Genomic DNA, 25,066 nt, shown 5'->3' with positions numbered 1-25,066 from the left:
AAATAGCAATTTTTATCTTAACTAGTTGTATAGACAAGTTAAAGCTTTTAAGTTATTATTGAAAGCGTAATCATTATAAAAATTTTCGGAGGGAAAATAATATGCTTAGTTTCTTACAACGTATTGGTAAAGCATTAATGCTACCAATCGCTGTCCTTCCTGCTGCAGGACTTTTACTGCGCTTTGGACAACCCGATCTACTAGACATACCGTTTATGGCGGCTGCTGGTAATGCAATTTTCTCTAATCTTCCATTAATCTTTGCAATCGGTGTTGCAATCGGTATTTCAAAGGATGGAAATGGAGCCGCCGGTCTTGCAGGTGCAATCGGTTACTTTGTATTAACTGCAGGAACAACAACGATAAATAAAGATATTAATATGGCTGCCCTTGGTGGTATTATTACAGGGGTTGTAGCTGGTCTTCTTTACAACCGTTTCAGTGGTATCAAATTACCTGAATGGTTAGGATTCTTTAGTGGACGACGATTCGTTCCAATTATAACGTCAGCTACTATGCTTATATTAGCAGGAATATTTGGATATGTATGGCCTGCTATTCAAGATGCAATTAACTCTGTTGGTAACTGGATCATTGATATCGGTCCAATCGGAGCTGCAGTATTCGGTTTCTTAAACCGTATTTTAATCCCACTTGGATTACATCACGTATTAAATACAATTTTCTGGTTCAACTTAGGTGACTTTACAGATGCTGCTGGTAAATTAGTTCACGGTGACTTAAACAGATTCTTCGCTGGTGACAAATCTGCTGGTGCATTCATGACTGGTTTCTTCCCTATTATGATGTTTGGTCTTCCAGCTGCTGCATTTGCAATGATCGCTGCTGCAAAACCAGAAAGACGTAAAACTGTTGCAGGTATGTTTATTGGTCTTGCTTTAACATCTTTCTTAACAGGTATTACTGAACCAATCGAATTTGCATTCATGTTCATTGCTCCAGTACTATATACGTTCCATGCAATCTTAACAGGTTTATCATTGGGTATCGTAAATGCTTTAGGAATTAAAGACGGCTTTACATTCTCAGCTGGTTTCATGGACTACATTCTGAACTACAATATTGCAACTAAACCAATACTGTTACTCCTAATCGGTTTAATCTTTGGTGTAATTTACTTTGTAGTGTTCTACTTTGCAATTAAGAAATTTAACATTAAAACACCAGGTCGTGAAGACGAAGAAGTTGAAACTGATGAAGTAACAACTGAAATTGGTGATTCATTATACCTACAAGCTCTAGGTGGAAAAGAAAACTTAACAAATATTGATAACTGTACAACTCGTTTACGCTTACAAGTAAAAGATGCTTCTAAAGTAAATGAAGCTCTTCTTAAAAAAGCAGGTGCTCGTGGAGTTATTAAATTAGACGATAAAAACGTACAAGTAGTTGTAGGTACAAACGTAGAGTTTGTTGCTGAAGACTTGAAAAAACAAGTTAAATAATTGATCTTAAAAGCTTGTCCATATGGGCAAGCTTTTTTTTGCTTATTTGGGGTTCATGGGTTAGATAGGCCAATCCTTGAAGATTACTAACTCATAAGGGCTTTATGATGAACTAGATCAGCTAAATCTTGAATTATACTTCCTCATAAGGGCTTCATGAGGCACTAGATAAGCTAAATCATGAATCTTACTTCCTCATAAGCGATTCATGAGGCACTAAATAACCTAAATCTTGAATTATACTTCCTCATAAGTGGTTCATGAGGCACTAAATAAGCTAAATCATGAATTATACTTCCTCATAAGCCATGAGGAACTAAATAACCTAAATCATGAATTATACTTCTCATAAGCAGTTCATGAGGCACTAAATAAGCTAAAACTTGAATCATACATCCTCATAAAAGGTTCATGAGGAACTAGATAGGCTAAAACTTGAGTATTACCTACTATAAATAGTGAAAAAAGATCAAAATACCTTTATTATATTGAAGCGAACTTTACATTAAATGCATATTTCTTTAATAAAATAAACAAAGGGATTTAATTTACATAAAGTAGGTGGCTAAAATGGAAAGAACATACTTTATTACTGGATTTCCTGGATTTATTTCGAAGCATTTACTCCTCAAAATTCTTGATAATGAAATGTCTTTTCAAAAAATTTATTTACTCGTTCTTCCTAATACTGAAAAACCATGCCGAGACTTCTTATTTACATTAGATCAAAAGTATCCAGATTACGCTCTTTTAAAAATAGAACTATTAAGTGGTGATATCACAAAGAAAAACTTTGGGCTCAGCCTAAAAAACCTTAATGTACTTATTAATGATCTAACGGACTTATTCCATTTGGCTGCAATTTACGACCTTGCAGTCCCTAAAAAGATTGCATATGAAGTAAATGTGAAAGGAACAATAAACGTAAATGAATTTGCTCTTAAACTGAAATCTTTGAAGCGATACACCTATTTTAGTACTAGCTATGTCTCGGGAACTCGTGAAGGAAAAATTTATGAACATGAGTTAGAAATGGGACAAACATTTAAAAACTTTTATGAAGAAACGAAGTATTATGCTGAAATAGAAGTTGAGAAACTAAAAACACAACTTCCAATCACCATAATAAGACCAGGAATTGTAGTTGGTCACTCAGAAACTGGTGAGACAAGTAAATTTGATGGACCATATTTCATTTTAAATTTCTTCACAAAACTTCGCTATTTACCTATACCTCAAATAGGTAAAGACAATGCTTATTGCAATTTCATTCCCATTGATTATTTAATTAATGCTGTTTACTATTTGAGTCATGCAGAAATCGGAGTTAACAAAACTTATCAAATTACAGATCCCTCTCCCTACCTTGTACAAGATGTTTATAAAGATTTTCTTTCCTATTATTTAAACAAAACTACCGTGGGCAATATTCCAATTAAATTTATTAGTCCTCTCCTATCAATTCCATTCATTAGACGATTACTTAAAGTTGAAAAAGAAGTTTTATCTTATTTTAATTGTAAATCCGAGTATGATTGTATGAATACCTTAACTGATCTACAAAATACAAATATTAAATGCCCGGACTTTAAGGATATCCTTCCTGTTATTACAAATTATTATAACGTTCATAAGTCAGTGATAGAGAAGCATGTATTAATTAGGTAAACCGGGTTATGGAATTTCTCTTCTATATATATGAAGGAAAAGTTTAAAGGACACTAATTTAATTAGTGTCCTTTTATCTATAAATAAATCTATGTAATTTAGTGTTTTGTATCTTTTCTTCTATTATTAATGATTTTTTTCATAATCCATTTTAAAAACGCAAAGTATGTGCAATAAACCTCTTCTTTATATAATCTAATCCATTTCTTTCCTAAATCGCTGCTTATAATCTAGGGATATTTGTAGAGATTGCTGATGTTTACATTCTTTTAATCATTCCTCAAAAGATCTTGCCAATATAAAATCGTATGGAACAGCCTAGTATCATCAATAAATAATTTCAAATTATTCACCCTCAATACGTTCATTACAGAATGATTACAATCGTAACTGGATAACAACAAAACTGGATTTTTCTTCCTGTATTATAACGTGAAAATATGACGTTTTCTTAACTTCAAACTTTTTTAATGGAAATTTTAAGCAAAAGTTTATGATACTCATTTAATATTATTCTAGTAAAATAGTTGCCATAACAACGATTTAATTTGTTTCTGTACTAAAACAGTACTACCAAAAAAATCCTCAAATTTTGCTCCCCATTATTTCCCATAATTATGTCATCCGTTTTCATGCTAAAGTATTACTTGTACAGCGAGACAATAACCAAACAAATGGAGGAATAAGACATGAAAAAAGTAATCTCATTATCAACATTGGCTGCTACTCTACTAGTGGGTGCTCCTGTAAGTGCAGTACACGCGGATACAATTAATAAGGATACAAAAGCATATACTCAAAAAGTTGATTTAAATAATGTATTATTTAGCTACTTTAATCTACCAAGCTTAAACACTAGTAACGGTAAAATAGATTTATCTAAATTTGGTATTGATATGACGAAGCTTCAAGATTCAATTAAACAACAATTAGAAGCTCAACTAAAACAAGGTAATAGTTCAAATACAACTACAAAACCAACAGTACCAACGACGCCAGCTACACCGGTTAAACCATCAACACCAACAACAAAACCGACGGTACCAACTACACCATCTAAACCAACAACACCGTCACCAGCAACACCAGCAACACCAGCAACACCAGCACCATCAACACCAGCAAATTCAGCATCATTATCAGCTTATGAATCAAAAGTAGTTGATTTAACAAATGCTGAACGTACAAAAGCTGGTTTAAAACCGTTTACTGTTAATGCAACATTATCTAAAACAGCACGTTTAAAATCACAAGATATGACTGACAAAAATTACTTTGATCACACTTCACCGACTTATGGATCACCATTTGATATGATGAAACAATTCGGAATCACTTATAGCTATGCAGCAGAAAACATTGCTAAAGGTCAAAAAACACCTGAAGAAGTAGTTACTGCTTGGATGAACAGTGCTGGTCACCGTGCTAATATCTTAAATCCTAACTTAACTCAAATTGGTGTTGGTTATGATTCAAGATCAAATGCTTGGACTCAACAATTTATCGGTAAATAATAAATAACATTGTATAAAGCTGTATTAAAAGTAGTCCGTTTTTACGGACTACTTTTTTATTATGTGAAAATATTTTTGATGTATTCAAACATTATTTGATTGATCCTCGTACTAACTTTCTTCGCAAACTTTCCATCAAAGAAGAATCAATCTCTTCGATTGCAGAGTTATTTTTTCGAACCCCAGAACCGAAATGTATTTCTTCTACATTCGTAAATTCAATGAAGTCTGATACATTTTCAATAGATAATCCGCTTCCTGCTAAAATTTTTAGATTCGATTTATTTGTCAGTTCGATCATATTTTTTATTGTTTCTTTTCCATCAATTGCACTAGCAACACCGCCTGATGTTAATACATGCGTAATCTCAGGGTATTGTTTTAATGTATCGATAGCTGATAACAGATCATTTGATTCATCTATTGCTCTATGAAATGTAAAGTTCATTTCTTTTACTCGAGCTGTTACTTTTTTTAAAAGATCTTCATCAATTGTATTCTCTTTAGTCAAGGCTCCAAAAACGATACCAGCTGCTCCGAGCTCATTACATACATCAATATCGCTTAAGATTACTTCTTGATCATACTGATCATATAAAAATGAACGACTATGTGGTCGAATCATGACATGCACTGGAATAGAGACACTTTGAACAACCTGTTTAATTGTCGCGTAACTTGGTGTCAATCCTCCCTCTTTTATTCCAGTTACTAATTCAATTCGATTTGCCCCAAACCTTTCTGCATCTAATGCATCTTTTACGTTTGTGGCAATGACTTCTAATAACATTTCATTCATCTCACTTTTCATTAAGTAGTTGTTTTACGTCCGACGGGTATGGGATATCAATCGATAAATTTTCTTTCGTAAAAGGATGTATAAATTGTACATTACTAGCGTGTAATCCTTGACGTTTCAATAATTTTTGTTTCCCACCATACAATAGATCACCAATTAATGGATGACCTAAAAAACTTAAATGAACTCGGATTTGATGTGTTCGACCAGTTTCTAACTGACATTCTAATATCGTTATATTCAAATTTGATATATAGCTTATTTTTTTATAATGTGTAATTGCTTTATCGCCTTTTGGTGAAACCCTTCTTCTGGTAGGATGATGTCGATCCCTTCCAATCGCTTCATTTATTGTACCTTTAGGTAATTTTACATTCCCTTCAACAATAGCAGTATAGGTACGTTTTATTTTACGTTGACTTAACATCGAATCTAGAATTGAACTACTTAAAGCATGTTTAGCAAATACGACTCCACCGGTAGTGTCTTTATCGAGGCGGTGTATATGGCGTACTTTTGTTTTTAATCCATTTTCTTGAAAATGAAATGCTACCCCATTTGCTAATGTATTTAACTGTCCTTTTTCATTTGGATGTGTATCGACTCCAAACGGTTTATTAACAATAAGTAAATGTTCATCTTCGTAGCAGACCTCTATGGATTGTTCTTGTGGAATTACACCATATTCCTCTTCTATGTACAATTGCATTTCAACTTGGTCACCACACAAAAGGATTGTATTCCAAGGTTTAACTTCTCCGTTAATCCTACAACCTTTTGCCATCCTTAATTCATGTAGCAACTTCTTTGGAAACTGCCACACATATTTTAAATATGACTCCACTGTTTGATTATTATGCTCAACACCTATTATTACCTTAAACCATGGATTTTGTTGCTTTAACTCCATCTTTAATCACCACTTTCAATATGACTATTATATCAAAATATAATTAGTCAAAAAAGAAGCACCTGTTTAGGTGCTCCCATACTGCCCGCCAAACGCTCGCTTTCTTCGTTGCTTCGCCTGTCTGCGGTGCTCATTACCGTCTAGGGTAACTCAGCTCCTCACCAGGCTTCACTCCTCGAAAGACAAACGCTTGCAATCAGTCTGAAACTCAAGTTTTTAGTTAATGAATTAACATCCTTTGAAAGCATTCAGATAAACTTCTTCTAATTCTTTTACTAGAGGTAGTTTTGGATTTGCAGTAGTACATTGATCTTCGAAAGCACGATCAGCTAAATATGAAACTTTTTCTAAAAATTCTTTTTCAGTAACACCTTGTGATTCGATGCTCATATTAATATTTAATTCCTTAGATAACTTAATAACTGCTGTAATTAAACTTTCAACGCCCTCTTCAGTAGTTGATGCTGGAAGTCCTAGGAAACGAGCAATTTCAGCATATCGTTCATCTGCAATGAAATGCTTATATTTAGGGAATGCTGTAAATTTAGTTGGTTTTTTTGCATTATATCTTATTACGTGCGGCATTAAGATTGCATTTGCTCTGCCATGAGGGATATGGAATTCCGCTCCAATTTTATGCGCTAAACTGTGGTTAATTCCTAAGAACGCATTTGCAAATGCCATACCTGCGATAGCTGATGCATTATGCATTTTTTCACGAGCTTCAAAATCGTTTCCATTTTCATATGCTTTAGGCAAGTATTTAAATACTAATTTTATAGCTTGTAAAGCTAATCCATCTGTATAATCATTTGCTAATACACTTACATAAGCCTCAATTGCATGTGTTAATACATCCATACCTGTATCCGCTGTAATGCTTTTAGGAACAGTTGATACGAATTGAGCGTCAATAATTGCAACATCAGGCGTTAATTCATAATCAGCTAAAGGATATTTAATATTATTAGCTTTATCAGTAATTACAGCAAAAGGTGTAACCTCAGAACCCGTACCAGAAGTAGTCGGTATTGCGACAAACTGAGCTTTACGACCTAATTTAGGGTATTTATAAGCTCTTTTTCGAATATCTAAGAATTTTTGTTTCGGTCCGTCCAAAGTAGTTTCCGGGTATTCAAAGAACATCCACATACCCTTGGCTGCGTCCATAGCTGATCCACCACCAAAAGCGATAATTGTATCCGGTTCAAATGATAACATTCTATCTGCACCCTTCATTACAGTAACATCTGAAGGATCTGGTTCTACATCTGAAAAGATTTCAATCTGAATATTCTCTTGTCTTTTCTCCAAATAATATTTAATTACATCAACATAACCTAATTTAACCATTGCTTCGTCTGTTACAATAAATGCTTTTTTAATATTAGGCATTTTTTCTAGATATTGAGTTGAATATTTTTCAAAATAAATTTTCGGTGGCAGTTTGACCCATTGCATATTCATATTTCTTCTTCCTAATTTTTTAATATTTAATAGGTGAACAGTTGTTACGTTTGTTGATACAGAGTTTTTACCGTGTGAACCACAGCCTAATGTAAGCGAAGGAATAAATGCGTTATATAAATCCCCAATTCCACCATGTGCTGAAGGAGCATTTGCAATAACTCGACAAGCTTTCATTCTTAGAGCAAATTCTTTTTGAATTTCTTCATTATTACTATGAATAACTGCCGAATGGCCTAATCCTCCTAGCTCTAACATTTCTTCACAACGTTTAAACCCTTCTTCTTTTCCATTTACTTCAATTGCAGCTAAAACTGGACTTAGTTTTTCTCTAGTTAAAGGTTCATTTGCGCCAACGCTTTCGCATTCAACGATAAGAATTTTTGTATCTACTGGGACATTTACCCCAGCTAATGCTGCTATTTCATATGCAGATTTACCAACAATATCACCATTTACAGCACATGTTGATTCATTTATAACAAGCTTTTCTAATTTCTTTTTATCTTGTTTTGTAGCAAAATAACAATTATTTGCTTTTAACTCTGCTTTCACTTCATCATAAATTTCTTTATCTACAATAACTGCTTGTTCAGATGCACAAATCATTCCATTATCAAATGTTTTTGATAGAATAAGATCATTTACTGCACACTTTATTTCTGCAGATTTCTCGATATAGCATGGTACATTACCAGGTCCAACCCCTAAAGCAGGTTTTCCTGTACTATATGCCGATTTAACCATACCAGCACCACCTGTTGCTAAAACAAGTGCTACTCCTTCATGATTCATTAAACACTTTGTTGCTTCAATTGAAGGGACTTCAATCCATTGTACGCAGTTTTCAGGTGCTCCAGCTTTTATTGCCGCATCACGAACGATTCTTGCTGCTTCTCTACTACATTTTTGTGCGGAAGGATGAAAAGCAAATATAATTGGGTTTCTTGTTTTAATCGCAATGATTGCTTTAAATAATGTTGTTGATGTCGGATTAGTAGTTGGAGTGACACCTGCAATTACCCCAACAGGTTCAGCAATTTCTGTTATGCCAGTTTGTTGATCTTCACTTATAATCCCAACTGTTTTATTATCTTTTATTGAATTCCATATATATTCTGTTGCAAAAATATTTTTAATTATTTTATCCTCATAGATTCCTCGCCCAGTTTCCTCAACTGCCATTTTAGCAAGTGGCATATGTTGATCCAAACCAGCTAAAACCATCGAATGTACAATTTCATTGATTTGTTCTTGATTAAAGCTTTCAAATTCTTTTAATGCTTTTTGTCCTTTAACGACTAAGTCATTCACCATTTCAGAAGCGTTACTAATTTCTTTTACAATTTTTTCTTGAACAGCCATTTGGCTCTCCTCCTCTGATGTTGGACATAAATTATCCAATTAGGATTCAAAACGTCCCATTTAATCAAATCATCTTGTGAAATATTTCACATTTTTGTTTACAAATATAATATATATCGTTTTAATTGAAAATGCTATGTCTTTTTTGTGAAATATTTCACATTTATATATATATATTTTAACTTTTTGTAGATTTTTGTTAATTCTTTTCTTTTTTCAAAAATTTCCGCATATGATAAAATTAGGAATAAGTTCTTGTAGAACTTTTTTCACCTGATAGATTTTTCTAACAAAACTGGTAAAAAGGACGTGTAACCATGATTGCTCGAAGGAGCATTTGGCAACGTAAAGACTTATCCTACACTTAGCAGTTTTAATTTAGAGAACCAAAAGAACTCTAAAATAAAACTGAAGGTAGGCGAAACTATGGTTGACAGGCGATTCTGTTATTTCTTCAATGATATATAGCTATGTAGTTAGAAAGCCAAAAAACTAACTACGAGCTCTATATGTACGTAGTTAGTTTATCAGCAGTACTTTTAACTACTAACTACGAAAAGAGGAAATAACAATGAGTAACAATCGTTTGGGTGAGACCTTAATGATTTTAATTGGTTCATTTATTTTAGCCACTACACTGTATCATTTTCATTATCAAAATAATTTAGCTGAAGGTGGATTTATTGGTATTGCTTTATTAGTAAAGAACGCACTAAATATATCACCTTCAATTACAACTTTGCTACTCGATATTCCAATTATCTTGTTCGCTGGACTGTATTTAGGTAGAAAATTATTAATCAATACTACCATCGGAGCCATCTCGTTTTCTGTTTTTTATTCTATAATAGAAAAAACATCTTCTAATATGACATTTAACTTCGGAAATCATCTTTGGATACCCGCTATTTTAGGTGGAATTTTCGCTGGACTTGGTTTAGGGTTAATTCTAAGAAGTGGTGGTGCAACTGGTGGAGATGATTTAATAACAATAATAATGAGCAAAAAATCAAAAATATCGATTGGTAAAGTATATTTTATTTTTGACTCTATCATTCTTCTTTGTTCACTATCTTACCTATCATGGAATGAAGTAGGATATACAATTCTTTCTGTTGCAATCTGTGCGAAAGTAACAGAATTGGTCTATGAAAGTAAATTTCAAAAAAAATCTGTTACAATTAAAACTAATGAAAAAAGATTACATGCTTAATGCATGTAATCTTTTTTACGTTGTAAAATTAGAGTTTCAATAAATTTGAGTTCAGATTGATTGAAAGCGCTTGTCATTCTAGGCACGAAGCCTGATGAGGAGCGGAGTTACCCTAGATGGTAATGAGCACCGCAAGACAGGCAAAGTAACGAAGAAAGCGGGCAGTCTGAACATGTTAATGCATGAAATCTTTTTTACGTTGTAAATTAGAGTTTCAAACCTTTTTTGATTCATAAAAATCGGTGAGCTCATTTAGAACATTTTCGGCAGCTAAATCGTAAAGACAATCTTTAAAAAGTATTGCCAGTCTTCGATAATCATTATATTTATCTAATAGCTCGTCCACAGATGAGGCTTCACCTATGTTTGTTTTCTTTACCTCTTCTTGCTTTTTAGCAAACTTAATTGTAAATGTACCTAGTTTTTCAAACATTGAACCGTAGAATTCATCAAAGTTCGATACGCTTACTAATTCTTCTTCTTCAGCGTCAACTTGAAGACCATCAAATTCTCGTAAGAGTTCATAAATAATGCTACTGTACTCATCATTTAAATAAATACTTTTTTCGATCCTGTACCCGATCACTCGATAGAAATGACCATCGTTCTTTACAAATTGAACAGTATCATTTATTTTAAACTTAAAATACTTAAACATTGAATTTCACCCCTACCAATGTCTTTTATCATACTATTTACAAAACACTATAGATACTATACAGCCAAAACTTGACAAATTTAAAAATCTTGACTAAATTCACTACTTTCTTGAAAATGATTTAGAATATTGGTAACCTATACGTACAATACCCACTTTATTAACAACTTTAAATCATAATTTAGGAGGTGTGCTCTTCCTTGTTAACCGATAACGACAAACTTCTTCTAGATGATTTAACAAGTTTAATGATTCGAGTTCGAAAAAACTGGCAAAAAACTGATGAGGAAGTAAAAAACTCCTTAACTCCACCAAAATATTTGCTTTTATATTTAATATATAAAAATCAAAAACTTACTGCTTCTGAACTTGGAAGACAAATTGGACTATCTTCAGGTTCTATTACAACAGCTGTGAATAAATTGGTTAATAATCATTTAATTTCTCGAAAAAGAGATAGCCGGGATCGAAGAGTTACATGGCTTGAATTAACTGATGAAGGAAAACGTTTAATTGAAGAAAACTTCAATTTCCGTCAGGAATTGTGGCTAAATTTATTCGAAAATCTTTCACCTAGTGAAAGGGATCAATTTCGATTTTTATTAAACAAATTAATCTCAAACTAAAAGGTTATCTCTTAGGAGATAACCTTTTAGTTTGGAATATTATTTGCCAGTTTTTAATTCTGTCCAATACTTATCATATAATTCTGTTTGGTCCCCAACGTCCTTAATCCAGTTGGTTGCATCAGTTTGTTCTTTTGTTACATTAATAAACGGATTTTGTTTATACTCCGCCGAATGATATGGTCCTGATTTACTATTTGGATCCGCATAACCAATCGCCTCATAATTTTGTGCACTTACTTTTGGGTCATATAGATAATTAATAAACTTTTCAGCTAGATCTTTTTGTTTTGCATCTTTTGGTATTGCTAAAGTATCTGCCCATCTTGATGATCCTTCTTTTGGTACAACCCATTTAATATCTTTAAGCTCTTTTTGAATATATGCAGCATCTCCGGACCATACTTGACCAATCCATGCATCTTCTGTAATAAACTTTTGTTTCACCGTATCTGTGTCGAATGCTAATAAATTAGGTGTTAATGTTTTTAAATTGTTATAAGCTTTTAGCAATTCGTCTTCATTTGTTGAGCTATTTGAATAACCATTTTTAATTAATCCCATTCCAAATACTTCTCTATTGTCATCAAGTAAAGTTACATGACCTTTGTATTTTGGGTTCCATAAATCATCCCAGCTATTTATATCTTCTTTTACATATTTTGGATTATAAGCAATCCCCGTTAATCCCCCAGTATAAACAACAGAATAGTCACCTTTTGGATCAAACTCTTGATTTGTATATTCTGGTGAAATATTATTTAAATTTGGCATCTTATTTTTATCCAATTTAGCCAACATATTTTGATGAATCATTAGTTTAACCATATAATCTGAAGGCTGAATTACATCATAATTCGAACCACCAGCTTTTAGTTTTGCATACAACTCTTCATTACTTGCAAAAACTTGATAATTAATTTTTACATCATATTTCTTTTCAAATGATTCTAAAACCTTCTCGTCAAAATTATCTGCCCAGCTATAAATATTTAATTCTTTTTTTCCAACTGAACAGGCAGATAAAAGTAAACTTACTAAGCCTACAGAAACCATTATTGCAGCAATTTTTCTAAATATACTCATAATGCCTACTGACTACCTCCTTAAAATTTGGCACATAAACCAGTATGCCTTAATTGAATTCTAAACCAGAAAATTCGTTTTTAAGTGGAACTAAAAAAAGGTCACTAGAAGCACTTTTAAACGATATAGGATTTTTTCTCTGATTCTTCTTGATTATTAATACCTTTTGTACGAAAAACTTCAGAAATTACCATTAAGAAAATAATTGTAACAATTAAAATCGTCGAAATTGCATTTATTTCAGGAGTTACACCTTTTTTAACCATTCCATAAATATAAATTGGCAATGTAGTTGAACCTGGTCCTGAAACAAAAAAGCTTATGACAAAATCATCAATACTTAATGTAAAACATAAAAGTGCTGAAGCTATAATTCCAGGCATTAGCGCTGGTAAAGTTACAAATCTAAATGTCTGCCATGGTGTAGCACCAAGATCACTTGCAGCATCTTCTAAATCAGATGACATTCCTGAAAGTCGTGCTGCTAAAAGAATTATGACATATGAAATACAAAAAGTGACATGGGCAATAATAATTGTGATACTACCTAATTCAATATGGAAATTAGTAAATAGTATTAGTAATGAAAGTCCCATTAAAATATCTGGAACGACAATTGGTAAGTAAACTAGCCCACTAATAAGATTTGAAAATTTATATTTATGCTTATGTAAGGCAAGTGCACAAATAGTACCAAGAATTGTTGAAAGGATTGTCGTTACAATGGCAATAAATAAACTATTCATAAAGGCATCAATAACTTGCGGGTTATGAAATAAATTTATGTACCAATCAAACGTAAATCCAGTCCAATGTGCATTAATCTTTGATTTATTAAATGAAAATAGGATTAATATTAAGATTGGTAAGTATAAACAAATCAAGATAATTGTTGAAAATCCAATAAGTATAGGTTTTTTCATTTATTTTTCACCTCTACTTTTATCAGCACCAATATTTTTTGTAGCTAAATAGTAAAGTCCTATTAAACCGATTGAAGTAATGACTAAGAATATTGAAAGTGCGGAACCAAATGGCCAGTTTCTTGCTGCTAAGAATTGATTTTGAATGACATTTCCGATTAAAGCAACTTTTGATCCACCCATTACATCAGAAACGACAAACATTCCAAATGAAGCAACAAAAACTAAAATACTACCTGCAAAAATCCCCTTCATCGTTAATGGAAGAGTTACATATATTAAGGTTTGAAATGGAGTAGCCCCTAAATCATTAGCAGCGTCCAATTTTCGGTTATCCAATTGCTCAATGGCAACAAAGATCGGTAACACCATAAATGGTAGTAATGTATAGACCATTCCCATTATGACTGATGGAGTATTATAAAGTAGTTGTAAAGGTTCTTTTATAATCCCAAGCTGGATTAATAATGTGTTAATAATCCCTTTTGAACGAAGGATAACAATTAATGCATATGATCTCACTAAGAAATTTATCCAAAAGGGGATTGTGATTAATAATAGTAAAATCCTCTGCCATTTTTCATTTACAACTGTAGCCGTATATGCATAAGGATATCCAATCAAAAGAGTTATTATTGTAGTAACTAAAGCAATCCAAAAAGTTGTCCATAAAACTTTTAAATAAAGTGGGTCAAAAACCTTTACAATATTTTCTAGTGTAAATGTTTTTTCAATTTCACCGTACATCCCATTTTTCATAAATGCAAAACCAAAAATTAATAATAAAGGTACTAGAAAAAAAACTAATAGCCAGATAATCGTAGGTGCAATTATGTACTTTTCATTCCTCAATACATAATCACCTCATCTTCCGACTTCCAACTAATCTCAACTTTATCATTTCGATTAAAACTTGTTTGATCTGGCATTTGATAGACAATAATCGTTTGTTCATGTTTTTGTAAATCAATAAAGATTTTATTTAGAGTCCCGACAAATTCTACATCTCTTATTATGCCTGAATAAGGATTATTCTCATTTGTAGCATGAGAAACTTTAATATTTTCTGGTCTAATTGCGATTTCTTTCACACCTTTATCAAAGAAATTATTTTCACCAATAAATGTAGCAACAAATTTGCTTGCTGGATTTTGATAAATTTCTTTCGGTGTGCCAATTTGTTCGATTTTCCCATTATTCATAACGACGATTCGATCACTCATGCTCATCGCTTCTTCTTGGTCATGGGTTACATAAATAAAAGTAATTCCTAATTCGCGTTGAAGATTTTTCAGTTCCCTTTGTAAATCTTTACGAAGCTTAAAATCAAGTGCTCCTAGTGGTTCATCTAATAATAAGACTTTTGGATTGTTCACTATTGCACGAGCGATTGCAACCCTTTGCTGTTGTCCACCTGATAACTGACTAGGTTTACGATTTCTAAATTCAGTTAATTGGGTTAATCTCATCGCTTCGTCAGCACGGACCTTTTGCTCTTCTAACGAAATACCTTTCATTTTTAATCCAAATTGAATATTTCTTTCAACATTCATATGAGGAAATAATGCATAGTGTTGGAATACTAAGTTCATATCCCTTTTATATGGAGGTAAACTATTAATTGCTTCTCCATTTAGTTTGATTACACCTGACGATGGTTCTTCAAAACCAGCTATCATTCTTAATAGTGTCGTTTTCCCACAACCACTTGGTCCTAAGATTGTTAAGAATTCTCCAGAATAAATTTCTAGTGAAAGTGGAGAAATCACATTATTTTCACTAAAATTTTTCTCGACTTGTTCAATTTCAATAATATTTTTCATTTTCGCGTCCCATCTATATTAATATTTTTATAATTATGTAAAAATGTATAAATTATTTTCAACATATAAAAAGCCCCTTTTGTCAAGGAGCTAAGAAACTAAGTTACAATTAACCTTTATTTTAACAATTTACGAATAAACCGTAAAGCGTTTTTTGTTGTATGATATCTAATTTTCAAGTCAATTTTAGTAGTTTGTAAAAGGACACTTTTATCATGTGTAAAAGCAGCAAAACTGTACTCTCCATGATAATTTCCTGAACCACTTTCTCCTACCCCACCAAAAGGTAAATTCGGATTCGCCATATGATAAAGCGTATCGTTTACACATCCACCACCAAAAGGAACTCTCTCAATTACTTTATTAGCAATCAGTTTACTTTCTGTAAAGACGTATAGTGCTAATGGCTTAGGGTGTTGATTAATTTCATTGATTACTTCATCTATATTTTCATAGGTAAGAATTGGTAAAATAGGACCGAATATTTCTTCAGACATAATTGGAGAATCCCAAGATAAATCAGAAATTAAAGTTGGTTCGATTTTATGAGATGATTGATCAAATTCGCCACCATGTAGGATTTCACCATTATTCAAAAATCCAACTAAGCGGTTAAAATGGCGATCACTGATGATCTTTGTATAATCATTATTTAACAAAGGCTTATCACTATAAAACTGAACAATTTCATTCTTTAATGCATCAATAAAATCCTTTTTTACTGATTTATGGACATAAATATAATCTGGGGCAATACAAGTCTGTCCTGCATTTGTAAATTTCCCCCAAACAATTCTTTTCGCAGCTAATTGGATATTCGAATCGTTGTGTACAATTGTTGGGCTTTTCCCACCTAATTCAAGTATTAATGGCGTTAAATTTTTACTTGCTGCTTCCATCACAATTTTTCCAACTTGAACACTGCCAGTAAAAAAGATGAAATCAAACTTTTGTTGTAATAATATCGTGCTTTCTTCGATTCCACCATCAACTACCGCAATATATTCTTTATCAAAATTCTCATTAATAATTTTATTAATAATGATTGATGTATTTGGCGTTAATTCTGATGGTTTAATAATAGCAGTATTTCCACCAATTATTGCACCAATTAATGGAGCCATCGTTAATTGAAAAGGATAATTCCAAGGCGAAATAATTAATGTTACTCCATACGGTTCTCTGTATATATATCCTTTTGTACCAATATGCGTTATCGGAGTTTTTACTTTTTTAGGCTTCATCCATCTTTTAATATGTTTGATTGCTTCCGATATTTCTTTTAATGTAAATCCAATTTCAGTCATATAGGCTTCAAAATCTGACTTATTTAAATCCTTTTTTAAGGCAATTTTTATTTCTTCCTCGTTCTCAACTATTGATTTATATAATTTTTCTAATTGTTCAATTCGAAAATTTGAAGTTTTAGTTGAACCAGTCTGAAAAAATGCTTTTTGCCTAGTTACTAATTGTGTTATTTCAGATGCTTTATATGTACTTTCCAAAATTATCACATCCTTTTTAAGTCCAATAGTTTAAACGTATAATCTAATGCTAATTTAAAATCTCACATAAAGTCAATATTTCTGTGAATACTATTATTAATATTAACTAGTGTAGGAATCGAAATATTAACTTTGTTAAGGAAATGTAAAGATATTGTAAATTTGTAAATTATTTAAACGTTTTTAATTGATTAATTTCAAAAACCAATTATTATTATTAACGTGGCCTTTACGTTTTTCGACATTTTTACATAGTTTCTGACATTTTAAAATTAACTGACAAATGTGAAGGTGATAATAAATTATATGTTTTAGTTGGAGGAATCATAATGTTTTTTGGACAAAAAAAGGATGTATTCTTTGAAAAGCTTTTAGGTATTGCTGAGAACTTGCACGTATCATCAAATTATTACGTTGATTTTAAAATAAAAAATGCAAGCGACTTAAAGAAGTTTCAAGAAGAAATGAAAGAATATGAAACAAAAGGTGATAAGTTTATTCACTCTTTAATCGTTGAATTAAACAAAACTTTTATTACTCCAATTGAGCGAGAAGATATTTTACAACTTGCAATGAAAATGGATGATGTATTAGATGGATTTGAACATTGTTCAGCACGATTTGAAATGTATTCAATCACTTCTGCTGATGAATATATGGTTAAATTCGTTGATATTCTTCAAAAAGCTGTTGAAGAAATTTTACTTGCAGTTAAATTACTTTCAAATAAAAAATTATTAGAAATCCGTGTTCATGCAATTAAAATTAAGGATTACGAGTCTCAGTGTGATGAACTATTACGTACATCAATTAAACAATTGTTTATGAATGAAAAAGATCCAATTAAAATTATTCAGTATAAAGAAATCTACGAAAATCTAGAATCTGTAGCTGATAGTGCGCAGGATGTAGCAAACACACTTGAGCAAATTATCATGCGAAATGCGTAAGGAGTCATAAAATGGAGCATTTATTTTTACTTACGATTTTAATCGTGATTTTTGCATTTTTGTTTGATTTTATTAATGGATTCCATGATACTGCAAATGCAATTGCAACGTCAGTTTCAACAAAAGCATTGAAACCACGTACAGCTATTTTATTAGCCGCAATAATGAATTTCATTGGTGCGATTACATTTACAGGTGTTGCAAAAACGATTACAACTGGTATCGTTGATCCGATCACGATTGAAGGTTCAAATGGACTAGTTGTTGTTATTGCAGCTTTATTAGGCGGTATATTTTGGAACTTATTAACTTGGTATTTTGGAATCCCAAGTAGTTCTTCTCATGCAATCATTGGTGCAATAGCTGGTGCAGCTGTCTCTGCAAAAGGAATTGACGTTTTAGAGGCAGACGGTTTTATTAAAATTATCGAAGCTTTATTAATTTCTCCTGTTATTGCAATTACGCTTGGTTTTATTGTTATGACAATTTTAGCAGCTATTTTCCGTCGTTCTAACCTATCTAAAACTAATAAAGGCTTTAGATTAGTCCAAATTTTCACTGCTTCTTTACAGTCATTTACTCACGGTACAAATGATGCACAAAAAGCAATGGGAATTATCATGATCGCTTTAATTGCCGCTAAAATTGAACCAGCAGGTGCAGATGTTCCTTTATGGGTACGTATCGGTTGTGCTATGGCAATGGCAATTGGTACATCAGTTGGTGGATGGAAAATTATTAAAACTGTTGGTGGAAAAATCATGAAAATCCGCCCGATTAATGGTGCAGCAGCAGACTTATCATCAGCAGCTATTATTTTCACATTTACTGCTTTACATTTACCAGTAAGTACAACTCACGTAATTTCTTCTTCTATTATGGGGGTAGGTTCTGCTCAACGTGTTAAAGATGTAAACTGGGGTACTGCAAAACGTATGGTAATAACATGGATTATTACAATTCCAATTTCAGCAACAGTGGCTGCAATATTCTATCAAATTTTAAAACTAATCTTACTTTAATGAAAAAAGGCGAAACGTAAAAATTACGATTCGCCTTTTTAATTTACATATATTCTCTTTTTCTTTTAGGCTTTGTAATAAAATAGATTAACACCAACAGTAAAATTACCGAGCCTGCAATAATAAAAGTATTCATAGAAAGGATGGTCGGTCGGTCATATGATTTAGCAGCTAATAACGCAGTACTGAAAAGTTCTTCGTTATTCGTCCATACTTCAACTGTACCAAGTTTTTGATTTTTAGAAATTCCATTTTCCTTGTATGACTTAGCTACTGCATTTAAAGGTTTTATTTTAATATCGTAATTTACATTCGAGCCTAGTGCAGTCAAAAAGGATAAATCGTTTGATATTTTTGTTTGAATTAGATTATTTCTAATTTTTAATTCTCTCTGCCAATCACCTTGTTTTATAAGCGTTTTTTTATGGATTCTTGAAAATGAATAGGAATCTAATAACTTAATATCTTGTAGATATTGCGGTTTTGATGAGCGCAATAAAATATTAATAATCATTTGCCCGTCTTTTTTATCTATTTCAATTAAAGTATTTCTAGCAGAATCAGTATATCCAGTTTTCCCTGCATAAAAGTAAGGATTTTTAAACATTTTTCCACGATTAAAAATATATACGTTCTTTTGCTTAGATGTACTAATACGTGCATCCTTTGTCCCCATTGCTTTAATAATTAATGGGTATTTTAAAGCTTCTTTTGTAATTAAAGCTAAATCATGTGCGGTTGTATAATGATTTACATTGTGAAGACCATTTGGATTCATGAAATTTGTATGATTTGCGCCAATCTTTTTAGCTTTTTCATTCATCATTTTTACAAATTTGTCCATATTTCCACCAACTCGTTCACCAATAGCATATGCTAAATCATTAGCACTTAAAATCATCATTGTTTTTAATGCTGTATTTCGATCCAAAACCTCTCCTTCAGTAAAAAGAATTTGGGAATTACTTTTTTCTTCTTGGATACTTCTATTTGTCATTTGAATTTTATCATTCTCTTTTAAATAATCCATCATAACCATTGCGGTCATTATTTTAGTTGTGCTAGCTGGGAAATCAACTTTATTTGCGTTCTTACTATAAATAACTTCCCCACTATCAGCCAATATTGAAATTGCTTTATCACTAAATAGGTTTATTTCATCTGCGTGTACAGTTTTTTGAATAAAAAAGCTACTAATTAAGCTTATACTAAGACATAATTTCATAATATTATTAAAAGTAGATTTCATGAACACTAAATCTCCTTTGAACTTTTTTCATTTAGTTGTTTCGTACACAGGTTACATAACTCAAATTTAAATAACACGACTTGGTATAAAAGGCGTGGTTTAAAAAAACAATAATGCACCTATTATAACCTTTTCATACTAATGTCTCAACTTACTTAAATTAGTAGTATTTTTCACATAAAAATAGAATATATCGGTTATTTCCCGGAAAATCGACATATCTAATCCTTTAATTTATCAATATATTTTAATCCCTCCCTTTTGCTTAAAGGTGATAAATTAGTTTGTTTAATAAATAATTCAACCTCATTAGGATTGATATACGAATACTCTCTCAATGCCCAACCTATTGCTTTTTGAATGAAAAATTCTTTGCTTTCTTTGAGTAGACGGCAATAATGAAATAAACGTTCCTGATCCGTTTTTTCCTTAAGCTTCATTTGAAATAATATCGCTACTCTATTCAGCCACATATTATCGGAAGAGATCCACCTATTAGCGTACTCATCAATCAGTTCTGGATAGATTAAAAAATGATAACTAATTAATCGTCCAGCAAGCGTATCAACGGTATCCCACCAAGACTTTTCGACTACTAGTTGTTCATATAATTTAATCCGTCCGAGCTCTGCTTTTTTATACTGGCGATCTAAACATGTTAATGCAATATATTGAAATTCTCTTTCTTCTAAGCTCCAAATATCGATGATTGATTCTAAATGTGGTGGTTCACCATTACTCATTCGAAACTGTCTAAACAGAGCATTTCGTTCTGGTGCTTTAATTCCTAAAAATGTAAATCTATTTTTCATATAAGCTTCCATTGCTGGCCGATTTTCATTATTTATATGTTCTTTAAAAAATCTCATTAACTCTGTTGAATAGTTGTCCATTCTACGCTCCCTACTGATTATTAAATATCATCTGTAAAAATTTACTCAGCATAGCAATTTATTAAATACAATTTAAATCTTTTCTTCTATTATAAATGAGCATAAAGTTTAATGAAAAGTGTATAAAGCAAAATTGTGTAAATTTTCCGAAGATTGGTTTATGATAGATAAGTCAATAAGAAAGGAGGATATTATGCAACCAGCAGTTAATACAAAGGTTATTAATCAGTCAACAATGTATCAAATTTTATTTGCAATCAGTTTAGGCCATTTATTAAATGATTCTATGCAAGCAGTTGTACCAGCCATATTTCCTATTTTAGAAAAGACAATGAATTTAACTTATACAGAAATTGGATTCATAGCCTTTGCGCTTAATATGACTTCCTCTGTAATGCAACCCGTTTTTGGCATATTTTCTGATCGAAAGCCTTCACCATTTCTCCTACCGATTGGAATGGCATCCAGTTTATTAGGTATGCTTTGCTTAGCATTTGCACCTAATTTATTTATTGTATTATTATCGGTTCTATTAATTGGTATAGGTTCTGCCATCTTCCACCCAGAAGGCTCAAAAGTAGCCTTTTTAGCGTCTGGATCAAAAAGAGGACTCTCACAAGCTATCTACCAGGTAGGCGGAAATACAGGGAACTCACTTGCACCAATCTTTACGGCGCTAATTTTCGTACCACTAGGACAAAAAGGTGCTGCATGGTTTACAATCTTAGCTGCTATAGGAATTTGTGTATTAATTTACGTATCCACATGGTATCGAAATAAATTGAAAGAAAATCCGTTTAAATTAAAAAGTAAAGGTCAGCCTTCAGGTGAACCTATCAAAATTACATCAGCTGTAAAATTTGCTATTATACTGCTAGTATTTATTACATTTGCACGTTCCTGGTACTCAGCAGGCATCGGTAATTATTATCAGTTTTACTTAATTAAAAGTTATGGTTTATCGATTAAAAGCACACAGTTATATTTATTTATCTTTATGATTGCAGGCGTAATTGGTACTTTCATAGGTGGAACGCTAGCTGATCGTTTTGGAAAAAGGAATATGATTTTATTCTCATTAGTTGGTACGTTTCCTTTAGCCTTATTATTACCTCATATCTCTTTGCTAGCGGTTATACCAATATTGTTTTTAATTGGGATCATTAGTTCAAGTTCCTTTAGTGTAATTGTTGTTTACGCTCAAGAACTCGTTCCTGGAAAAGTTGGTTTAGTAAGTGGATTAATAGTTGGTTTAGCATTTGGAATGGGTGCTTTAGGAGCAGTATTGTTAGGTGTAATTGCCGATGCAACTAGCCTTAATTTCATAATGAATTTATGTAGCTTCCTACCGCTATTAGGCTTAGTAGCTTTTATGCTGCCAAATGATCGAAAAAAATCAGCATAAGTAGAATGTATTTTCAAAAAGCTCTATAAAATTAAATTTACAACCCAAAAAGGCTGTCTATATGACGGCCTTTTGTTTGTAGACAATATACAAAAACTTAAGTTTTCAAAATGATAAACAAGTAATAATTTCATTCTTTTTTTTATACAATATTTACATTTTATTTCATTACATTTAGGTCCAATGCCACTATGGATACTCTCGACTTAACTTGGGATTGCTCCATTAAATCTGCTATGTATAATGAGAAAAATCCTCCCTTTTTAATTAGGAAGGATTTTATTTACCTCATATTATTTAACTTCTATTGTATCTTTCTTCATCTAAGGTCGAAGCGATCTGCATTCATGACCTTAACCCATGCAGCTATAAAGTCACGCACAAACTTCTCTTTGTTATCATCTTGAGCATACACTTCTACTATTGCACGTAGCACTGAATTTGAACCAAACACTAGGTCAACACTTGTTGCTGTACGTACTTTCTCACCGGACTTGCGATCACGGCCTTCAAATACGTCTCCGTCTACAGGTGTCCACGCAATTCCCATGTCTAGCAAGTTTACAAAGAAGTCATTAGTAAGTGTACCAACTCGGTCAGTAAATACTCCGTGTTGTGTGCCATTATAGTTTGTACCGAGTACGCGCATACCGCCTATAAGTGCAGTCATTTCTGGGGCAGTTAGGCCTAACAATTGTGCCTTATCTACTAATAGCTCTGCTGAATTTACACTATACTGTTTCTTTTGATAGTTACGGAAACCATCAGCTATAGGCTCTAGCACTGCAAAGCTTTCTATATCTGTTTGCTTTTGTATCGCATCACCACGTCCTGGAGTAAAAGGAACTTTCACATCAAAACCTGCATCTTGTGCAGCTTTTTCTACTGCGGCACTACCACCAAGTACAATCAAATCGGCCATGCTGACTTTCTTGTGCAGATGATTTTGAACGCTCTCTAATACATTCAGTACCTTTGCAAGTTGGTCAGGTTGATTTACTTCCCAATCCTTCTGTGGAATTAGTCGAATTCGAGCTCCATTTGCACCGCCACGCATATCTGAGCCACGGAAAGTACTTGCTGAAGCCCAAGCTGTATTTACTAACTCGCTAATAGTAAGTTCTGTATCTAGGATCATTAATTTGATTTTTTCAACTTCTGCATCAGTTATTTCATATTCTGAGGCAGGTATAGGATCTTGCCAAATTAAAACTTCTTCAGGGACTTCTGGACCAATATATCTTGAACGAGGCCCCATATCTCTGTGCGTTAGTTTAAACCACGCACGTGCAAATGCATCAGCAAAATCTTCTGGATTTTCATGGAAACGACGAGATATCTTTTCGTATTCTGGATCAAAACGCAATGCCATATCAGCAGTAGTCATCATGGTAGGAACACGAATGGTTGGATCTTCTGCATCTGGAGCAAGATCATTTTCTTCAGGATTTACAGCAAGCCACTGAAACGCACCTGCTGGACTCTTAGTAAGCCACCATTGATATTTAAACAATAAGTCAAAGTAACCATTGTCCCATTTTGTTGGGTTCGCAGTCCACGCACCTTCAATACCACTAGTAATCGTGTCACGACCTTTACCAGTGCCATGTGTGCTTAGCCAGCCTAATCCTTGGGAATGAACAGGCGCTGCTTCTGGTTCTAGACCAACATGAGCAGCATCTCCTGCGCCGTGAGCTTTACCAAAGGTATGTCCTCCAGCGATTAGTGCAACTGTTTCTTCATCATTCATTCCCATACGAGCAAAGGTTTCGCGTATGTCACGACCACTTGCTACAGGATCTGGATTACCATTTGGTCCTTCTGGGTTAACATAGATAAGACCCATTTGAACTGCAGCCAATGGATTCTCAAGGTCACGATCACCAGTATAACGCTTATCCCCTAGCCATTCCGTTTCATTACCCCAGTAGACGTCTTCTTCTGGATGCCAAACGTCTTCGCGTCCTCCTCCAAAACCAAATGTTTTTCCTCCCATTGATTCAATAGCAACATTACCTGTTAGTATAAATAAATCAGCCCAAGAAATTTTATTACCATACTTTTGCTTAATCGGCCATAGCAGACGACGGGCTTTATCTAGATTTCCATTATCAGGCCAACTATTTAGTGGAGCAAAACGTTGTGTACCAGTTCCTCCTCCACCACGGCCATCCCCTGTACGATATGTACCTGCTGAGTGCCAAGCCATACGTATAAAGAATGGACCATAATGTCCATAATCTGCCGGCCACCAATCTTGACTGTTTGTCATTAGATTGTGAAGATCCTGTTTAAGCGCTTGATAGTCTAACTTTTTAAATGCTTCTGCATAATTAAATTCTTCATCCATAGGGTTAGATTTTCTGTCATTCTGATGTAGAATGTTCAAATTTAACTGGTTTGGCCACCAGTCTTTATTTACAGTACCAGCTGATTTCGGAGTAGTAGTGCTACCATGATTAAACGGGCACTTTGCAATGTTAGAATTGTCATTCATTTCCATACTTTTTTCCTCCTTAAAAGT

The 25,066-nt window shown here is 32.8% G+C and carries 19 protein-coding genes and 1 pseudogene; 8 read left to right on the top strand and 12 right to left on the bottom strand.

Going from position 1 to position 25,066, the window contains the following annotated elements; genetic code table 11:
• Positions 1-101 precede the first annotated feature (101 nt).
• The 3 genes from nagE (at position 102) to ACFVRR_RS01830 (ending at position 4,648) form a co-directional block, all read left to right on the top strand.
• The gene (gene nagE, locus ACFVRR_RS01840) at positions 102-1,466 is read left to right on the top strand and encodes an N-acetylglucosamine-specific PTS transporter subunit IIBC (RefSeq protein ID WP_387324087.1); all 1,365 of its coding nucleotides are present in this window, start codon (positions 102-104) and stop codon (positions 1,464-1,466) included.
• A 570-nt stretch (positions 1,467-2,036) separates the two neighbouring features.
• Entirely contained in the window at positions 2,037-3,134 is a 1,098-nt protein-coding gene (locus tag ACFVRR_RS01835) for an SDR family oxidoreductase (protein WP_387324084.1), read from the top strand.
• A 689-nt stretch (positions 3,135-3,823) separates the two neighbouring features.
• Positions 3,824-4,648 (top strand): CAP domain-containing protein, encoded by an 825-nt coding sequence (locus tag ACFVRR_RS01830; RefSeq protein ID WP_387324081.1) that lies wholly within the window; start codon positions 3,824-3,826, stop codon positions 4,646-4,648.
• 91 nt (positions 4,649-4,739) lie between these two features.
• On the opposite strand, the gene ACFVRR_RS01825 is transcribed toward ACFVRR_RS01830, so the two are convergent.
• From ACFVRR_RS01825 to adhE, 3 genes are all read right to left on the bottom strand, one after another.
• The gene (locus ACFVRR_RS01825; RefSeq protein ID WP_387324078.1) at positions 4,740-5,438 is read right to left on the bottom strand and encodes a copper homeostasis protein CutC; all 699 of its coding nucleotides are present in this window, start codon (positions 5,436-5,438) and stop codon (positions 4,740-4,742) included.
• Between the two features lie 10 nt (positions 5,439-5,448).
• Positions 5,449-6,357 carry an RluA family pseudouridine synthase gene (locus tag ACFVRR_RS01820; RefSeq protein WP_387324075.1) on the bottom strand — a complete coding sequence of 303 codons (909 nt, stop codon included), beginning with the start codon at positions 6,355-6,357 and terminating at the stop codon, positions 5,449-5,451.
• Positions 6,358-6,585: 228 nt separating this feature from the next.
• On the bottom strand, positions 6,586-9,189 hold the full coding sequence (gene adhE / locus ACFVRR_RS01815; RefSeq protein WP_387324073.1) for a bifunctional acetaldehyde-CoA/alcohol dehydrogenase: 2,604 nt from the start codon (positions 9,187-9,189) through the stop codon (positions 6,586-6,588).
• Between the two features lie 601 nt (positions 9,190-9,790).
• Here adhE and ACFVRR_RS01810 point away from each other — a divergent pair.
• Positions 9,791-10,402 carry a YitT family protein gene (locus ACFVRR_RS01810; protein ID WP_387324912.1) on the top strand — a complete coding sequence of 204 codons (612 nt, stop codon included), beginning with the start codon at positions 9,791-9,793 and terminating at the stop codon, positions 10,400-10,402.
• A gap of 459 nt (positions 10,403-10,861) precedes the next feature.
• Here ACFVRR_RS01810 and ACFVRR_RS01805 read toward each other — a convergent pair.
• Positions 10,862-11,060 (bottom strand): annotated as a pseudogene (locus ACFVRR_RS01805) (histidinol dehydrogenase); the annotation flags it as partial.
• Between the two features lie 200 nt (positions 11,061-11,260).
• Here ACFVRR_RS01805 and ACFVRR_RS01800 point away from each other — a divergent pair.
• Positions 11,261-11,686: a MarR family winged helix-turn-helix transcriptional regulator gene (locus tag ACFVRR_RS01800; protein ID WP_387324071.1), complete on the top strand. Its 426-nt coding sequence runs from the start codon at positions 11,261-11,263 to the stop codon at positions 11,684-11,686.
• Between the two features lie 39 nt (positions 11,687-11,725).
• Here ACFVRR_RS01800 and ACFVRR_RS01795 read toward each other — a convergent pair whose 3' ends face one another.
• The 5 genes from ACFVRR_RS01795 to ACFVRR_RS01775 all read right to left on the bottom strand — a co-directional run bounded on the left by ACFVRR_RS01795 (position 11,726) and on the right by ACFVRR_RS01775 (position 17,023).
• Entirely contained in the window at positions 11,726-12,772 is a 1,047-nt protein-coding gene (locus tag ACFVRR_RS01795; protein ID WP_387324068.1) for a polyamine ABC transporter substrate-binding protein, read from the bottom strand.
• Positions 12,773-12,888: 116 nt separating this feature from the next.
• On the bottom strand, positions 12,889-13,695 hold the full coding sequence (locus tag ACFVRR_RS01790) for an ABC transporter permease (protein ID WP_387324066.1): 807 nt from the start codon (positions 13,693-13,695) through the stop codon (positions 12,889-12,891).
• Entirely contained in the window at positions 13,696-14,547 is an 852-nt protein-coding gene (locus ACFVRR_RS01785) for an ABC transporter permease (RefSeq protein WP_387324064.1), read from the bottom strand. It abuts the gene before it with no gap.
• Positions 14,544-15,518 carry an ABC transporter ATP-binding protein gene (locus ACFVRR_RS01780; RefSeq protein ID WP_387324061.1) on the bottom strand — a complete coding sequence of 325 codons (975 nt, stop codon included), beginning with the start codon at positions 15,516-15,518 and terminating at the stop codon, positions 14,544-14,546. Before ACFVRR_RS01780 ends, ACFVRR_RS01785 begins: the two co-directional genes overlap by 4 nt.
• A 116-nt stretch (positions 15,519-15,634) precedes the next feature.
• Positions 15,635-17,023, bottom strand: coding sequence for an aldehyde dehydrogenase (locus ACFVRR_RS01775; RefSeq protein WP_387324058.1), 1,389 nt, complete (start codon positions 17,021-17,023; stop codon positions 15,635-15,637).
• A gap of 329 nt (positions 17,024-17,352) precedes the next feature.
• Between ACFVRR_RS01775 and ACFVRR_RS01770 the strand changes: the two genes are divergently transcribed.
• Together ACFVRR_RS01770 and ACFVRR_RS01765 are read left to right on the top strand one after the other, a co-directional pair.
• A complete protein-coding gene (locus tag ACFVRR_RS01770) occupies positions 17,353-17,973 on the top strand; it encodes a DUF47 domain-containing protein (RefSeq protein WP_069035474.1) in 621 nt (206 codons plus the stop codon).
• A gap of 11 nt (positions 17,974-17,984) precedes the next feature.
• On the top strand, positions 17,985-18,995 hold the full coding sequence (locus ACFVRR_RS01765; protein ID WP_097975817.1) for an inorganic phosphate transporter: 1,011 nt from the start codon (positions 17,985-17,987) through the stop codon (positions 18,993-18,995).
• Between the two features lie 43 nt (positions 18,996-19,038).
• On the opposite strand, the gene ACFVRR_RS01760 is transcribed toward ACFVRR_RS01765, so the two are convergent.
• Together ACFVRR_RS01760 and ACFVRR_RS01755 are read right to left on the bottom strand one after the other, a co-directional pair.
• Positions 19,039-20,244, bottom strand: coding sequence for a D-alanyl-D-alanine carboxypeptidase family protein (locus tag ACFVRR_RS01760; RefSeq protein ID WP_387324054.1), 1,206 nt, complete (start codon positions 20,242-20,244; stop codon positions 19,039-19,041).
• Positions 20,245-20,465: 221 nt separating this feature from the next.
• Positions 20,466-21,137, bottom strand: a complete 672-nt coding sequence (locus ACFVRR_RS01755; RefSeq protein WP_387324051.1) for a DNA alkylation repair protein — start codon at positions 21,135-21,137, stop codon at positions 20,466-20,468.
• 193 nt (positions 21,138-21,330) lie between these two features.
• Here ACFVRR_RS01755 and ACFVRR_RS01750 point away from each other — a divergent pair, with 193 nt between their 5' ends.
• Positions 21,331-22,542 carry an MFS transporter gene (locus ACFVRR_RS01750; protein ID WP_387324048.1) on the top strand — a complete coding sequence of 404 codons (1,212 nt, stop codon included), beginning with the start codon at positions 21,331-21,333 and terminating at the stop codon, positions 22,540-22,542.
• Positions 22,543-22,861: 319 nt separating this feature from the next.
• On the opposite strand, the gene katG is transcribed toward ACFVRR_RS01750, so the two are convergent.
• Positions 22,862-25,045, bottom strand: a complete 2,184-nt coding sequence (gene katG / locus ACFVRR_RS01745; protein ID WP_387324046.1) for a catalase/peroxidase HPI — start codon at positions 25,043-25,045, stop codon at positions 22,862-22,864.
• Between the last annotated feature and the right edge of the window lie 21 nt (positions 25,046-25,066).

The organism is Gottfriedia sp. NPDC057948, assembly GCF_042887255.1.
Taxonomy (GTDB): Bacteria; Bacillota; Bacilli; order Bacillales; family Bacillaceae_G; genus Gottfriedia.
Note: the sequence above shows the minus strand (reverse complement) of the source record. Positions and strands in the feature narration are given on the sequence as shown.

Coding starts and splice junctions, on each gene's coding strand:
- ACFVRR_RS01825 (WP_387324078.1), bottom strand. CDS start 5,438: ATGTTATTAGAAGTCATTGCCACAAACGTAAAAGATGCATTAGATGCA.
- ACFVRR_RS01790 (WP_387324066.1), bottom strand. CDS start 13,695: ATGAAAAAACCTATACTTATTGGATTTTCAACAATTATCTTGATTTGT.
- ACFVRR_RS01750 (WP_387324048.1), top strand. CDS start 21,331: ATGCAACCAGCAGTTAATACAAAGGTTATTAATCAGTCAACAATGTAT.
- ACFVRR_RS01820 (WP_387324075.1), bottom strand. CDS start 6,357: ATGGAGTTAAAGCAACAAAATCCATGGTTTAAGGTAATAATAGGTGTT.
- ACFVRR_RS01795 (WP_387324068.1), bottom strand. CDS start 12,772: ATGAGTATATTTAGAAAAATTGCTGCAATAATGGTTTCTGTAGGCTTA.
- ACFVRR_RS01755 (WP_387324051.1), bottom strand. CDS start 21,137: ATGGACAACTATTCAACAGAGTTAATGAGATTTTTTAAAGAACATATA.
- ACFVRR_RS01765 (WP_097975817.1), top strand. CDS start 17,985: ATGGAGCATTTATTTTTACTTACGATTTTAATCGTGATTTTTGCATTT.
- katG (WP_387324046.1), bottom strand. CDS start 25,045: ATGGAAATGAATGACAATTCTAACATTGCAAAGTGCCCGTTTAATCAT.
- ACFVRR_RS01810 (WP_387324912.1), top strand. CDS start 9,791: ATGATTTTAATTGGTTCATTTATTTTAGCCACTACACTGTATCATTTT.
- ACFVRR_RS01770 (WP_069035474.1), top strand. CDS start 17,353: ATGTTTTTTGGACAAAAAAAGGATGTATTCTTTGAAAAGCTTTTAGGT.
- ACFVRR_RS01830 (WP_387324081.1), top strand. CDS start 3,824: ATGAAAAAAGTAATCTCATTATCAACATTGGCTGCTACTCTACTAGTG.
- ACFVRR_RS01760 (WP_387324054.1), bottom strand. CDS start 20,244: ATGAAATCTACTTTTAATAATATTATGAAATTATGTCTTAGTATAAGC.
- ACFVRR_RS01780 (WP_387324061.1), bottom strand. CDS start 15,518: ATGAAAAATATTATTGAAATTGAACAAGTCGAGAAAAATTTTAGTGAA.
- ACFVRR_RS01835 (WP_387324084.1), top strand. CDS start 2,037: ATGGAAAGAACATACTTTATTACTGGATTTCCTGGATTTATTTCGAAG.
- nagE (WP_387324087.1), top strand. CDS start 102: ATGCTTAGTTTCTTACAACGTATTGGTAAAGCATTAATGCTACCAATC.
- adhE (WP_387324073.1), bottom strand. CDS start 9,189: ATGGCTGTTCAAGAAAAAATTGTAAAAGAAATTAGTAACGCTTCTGAA.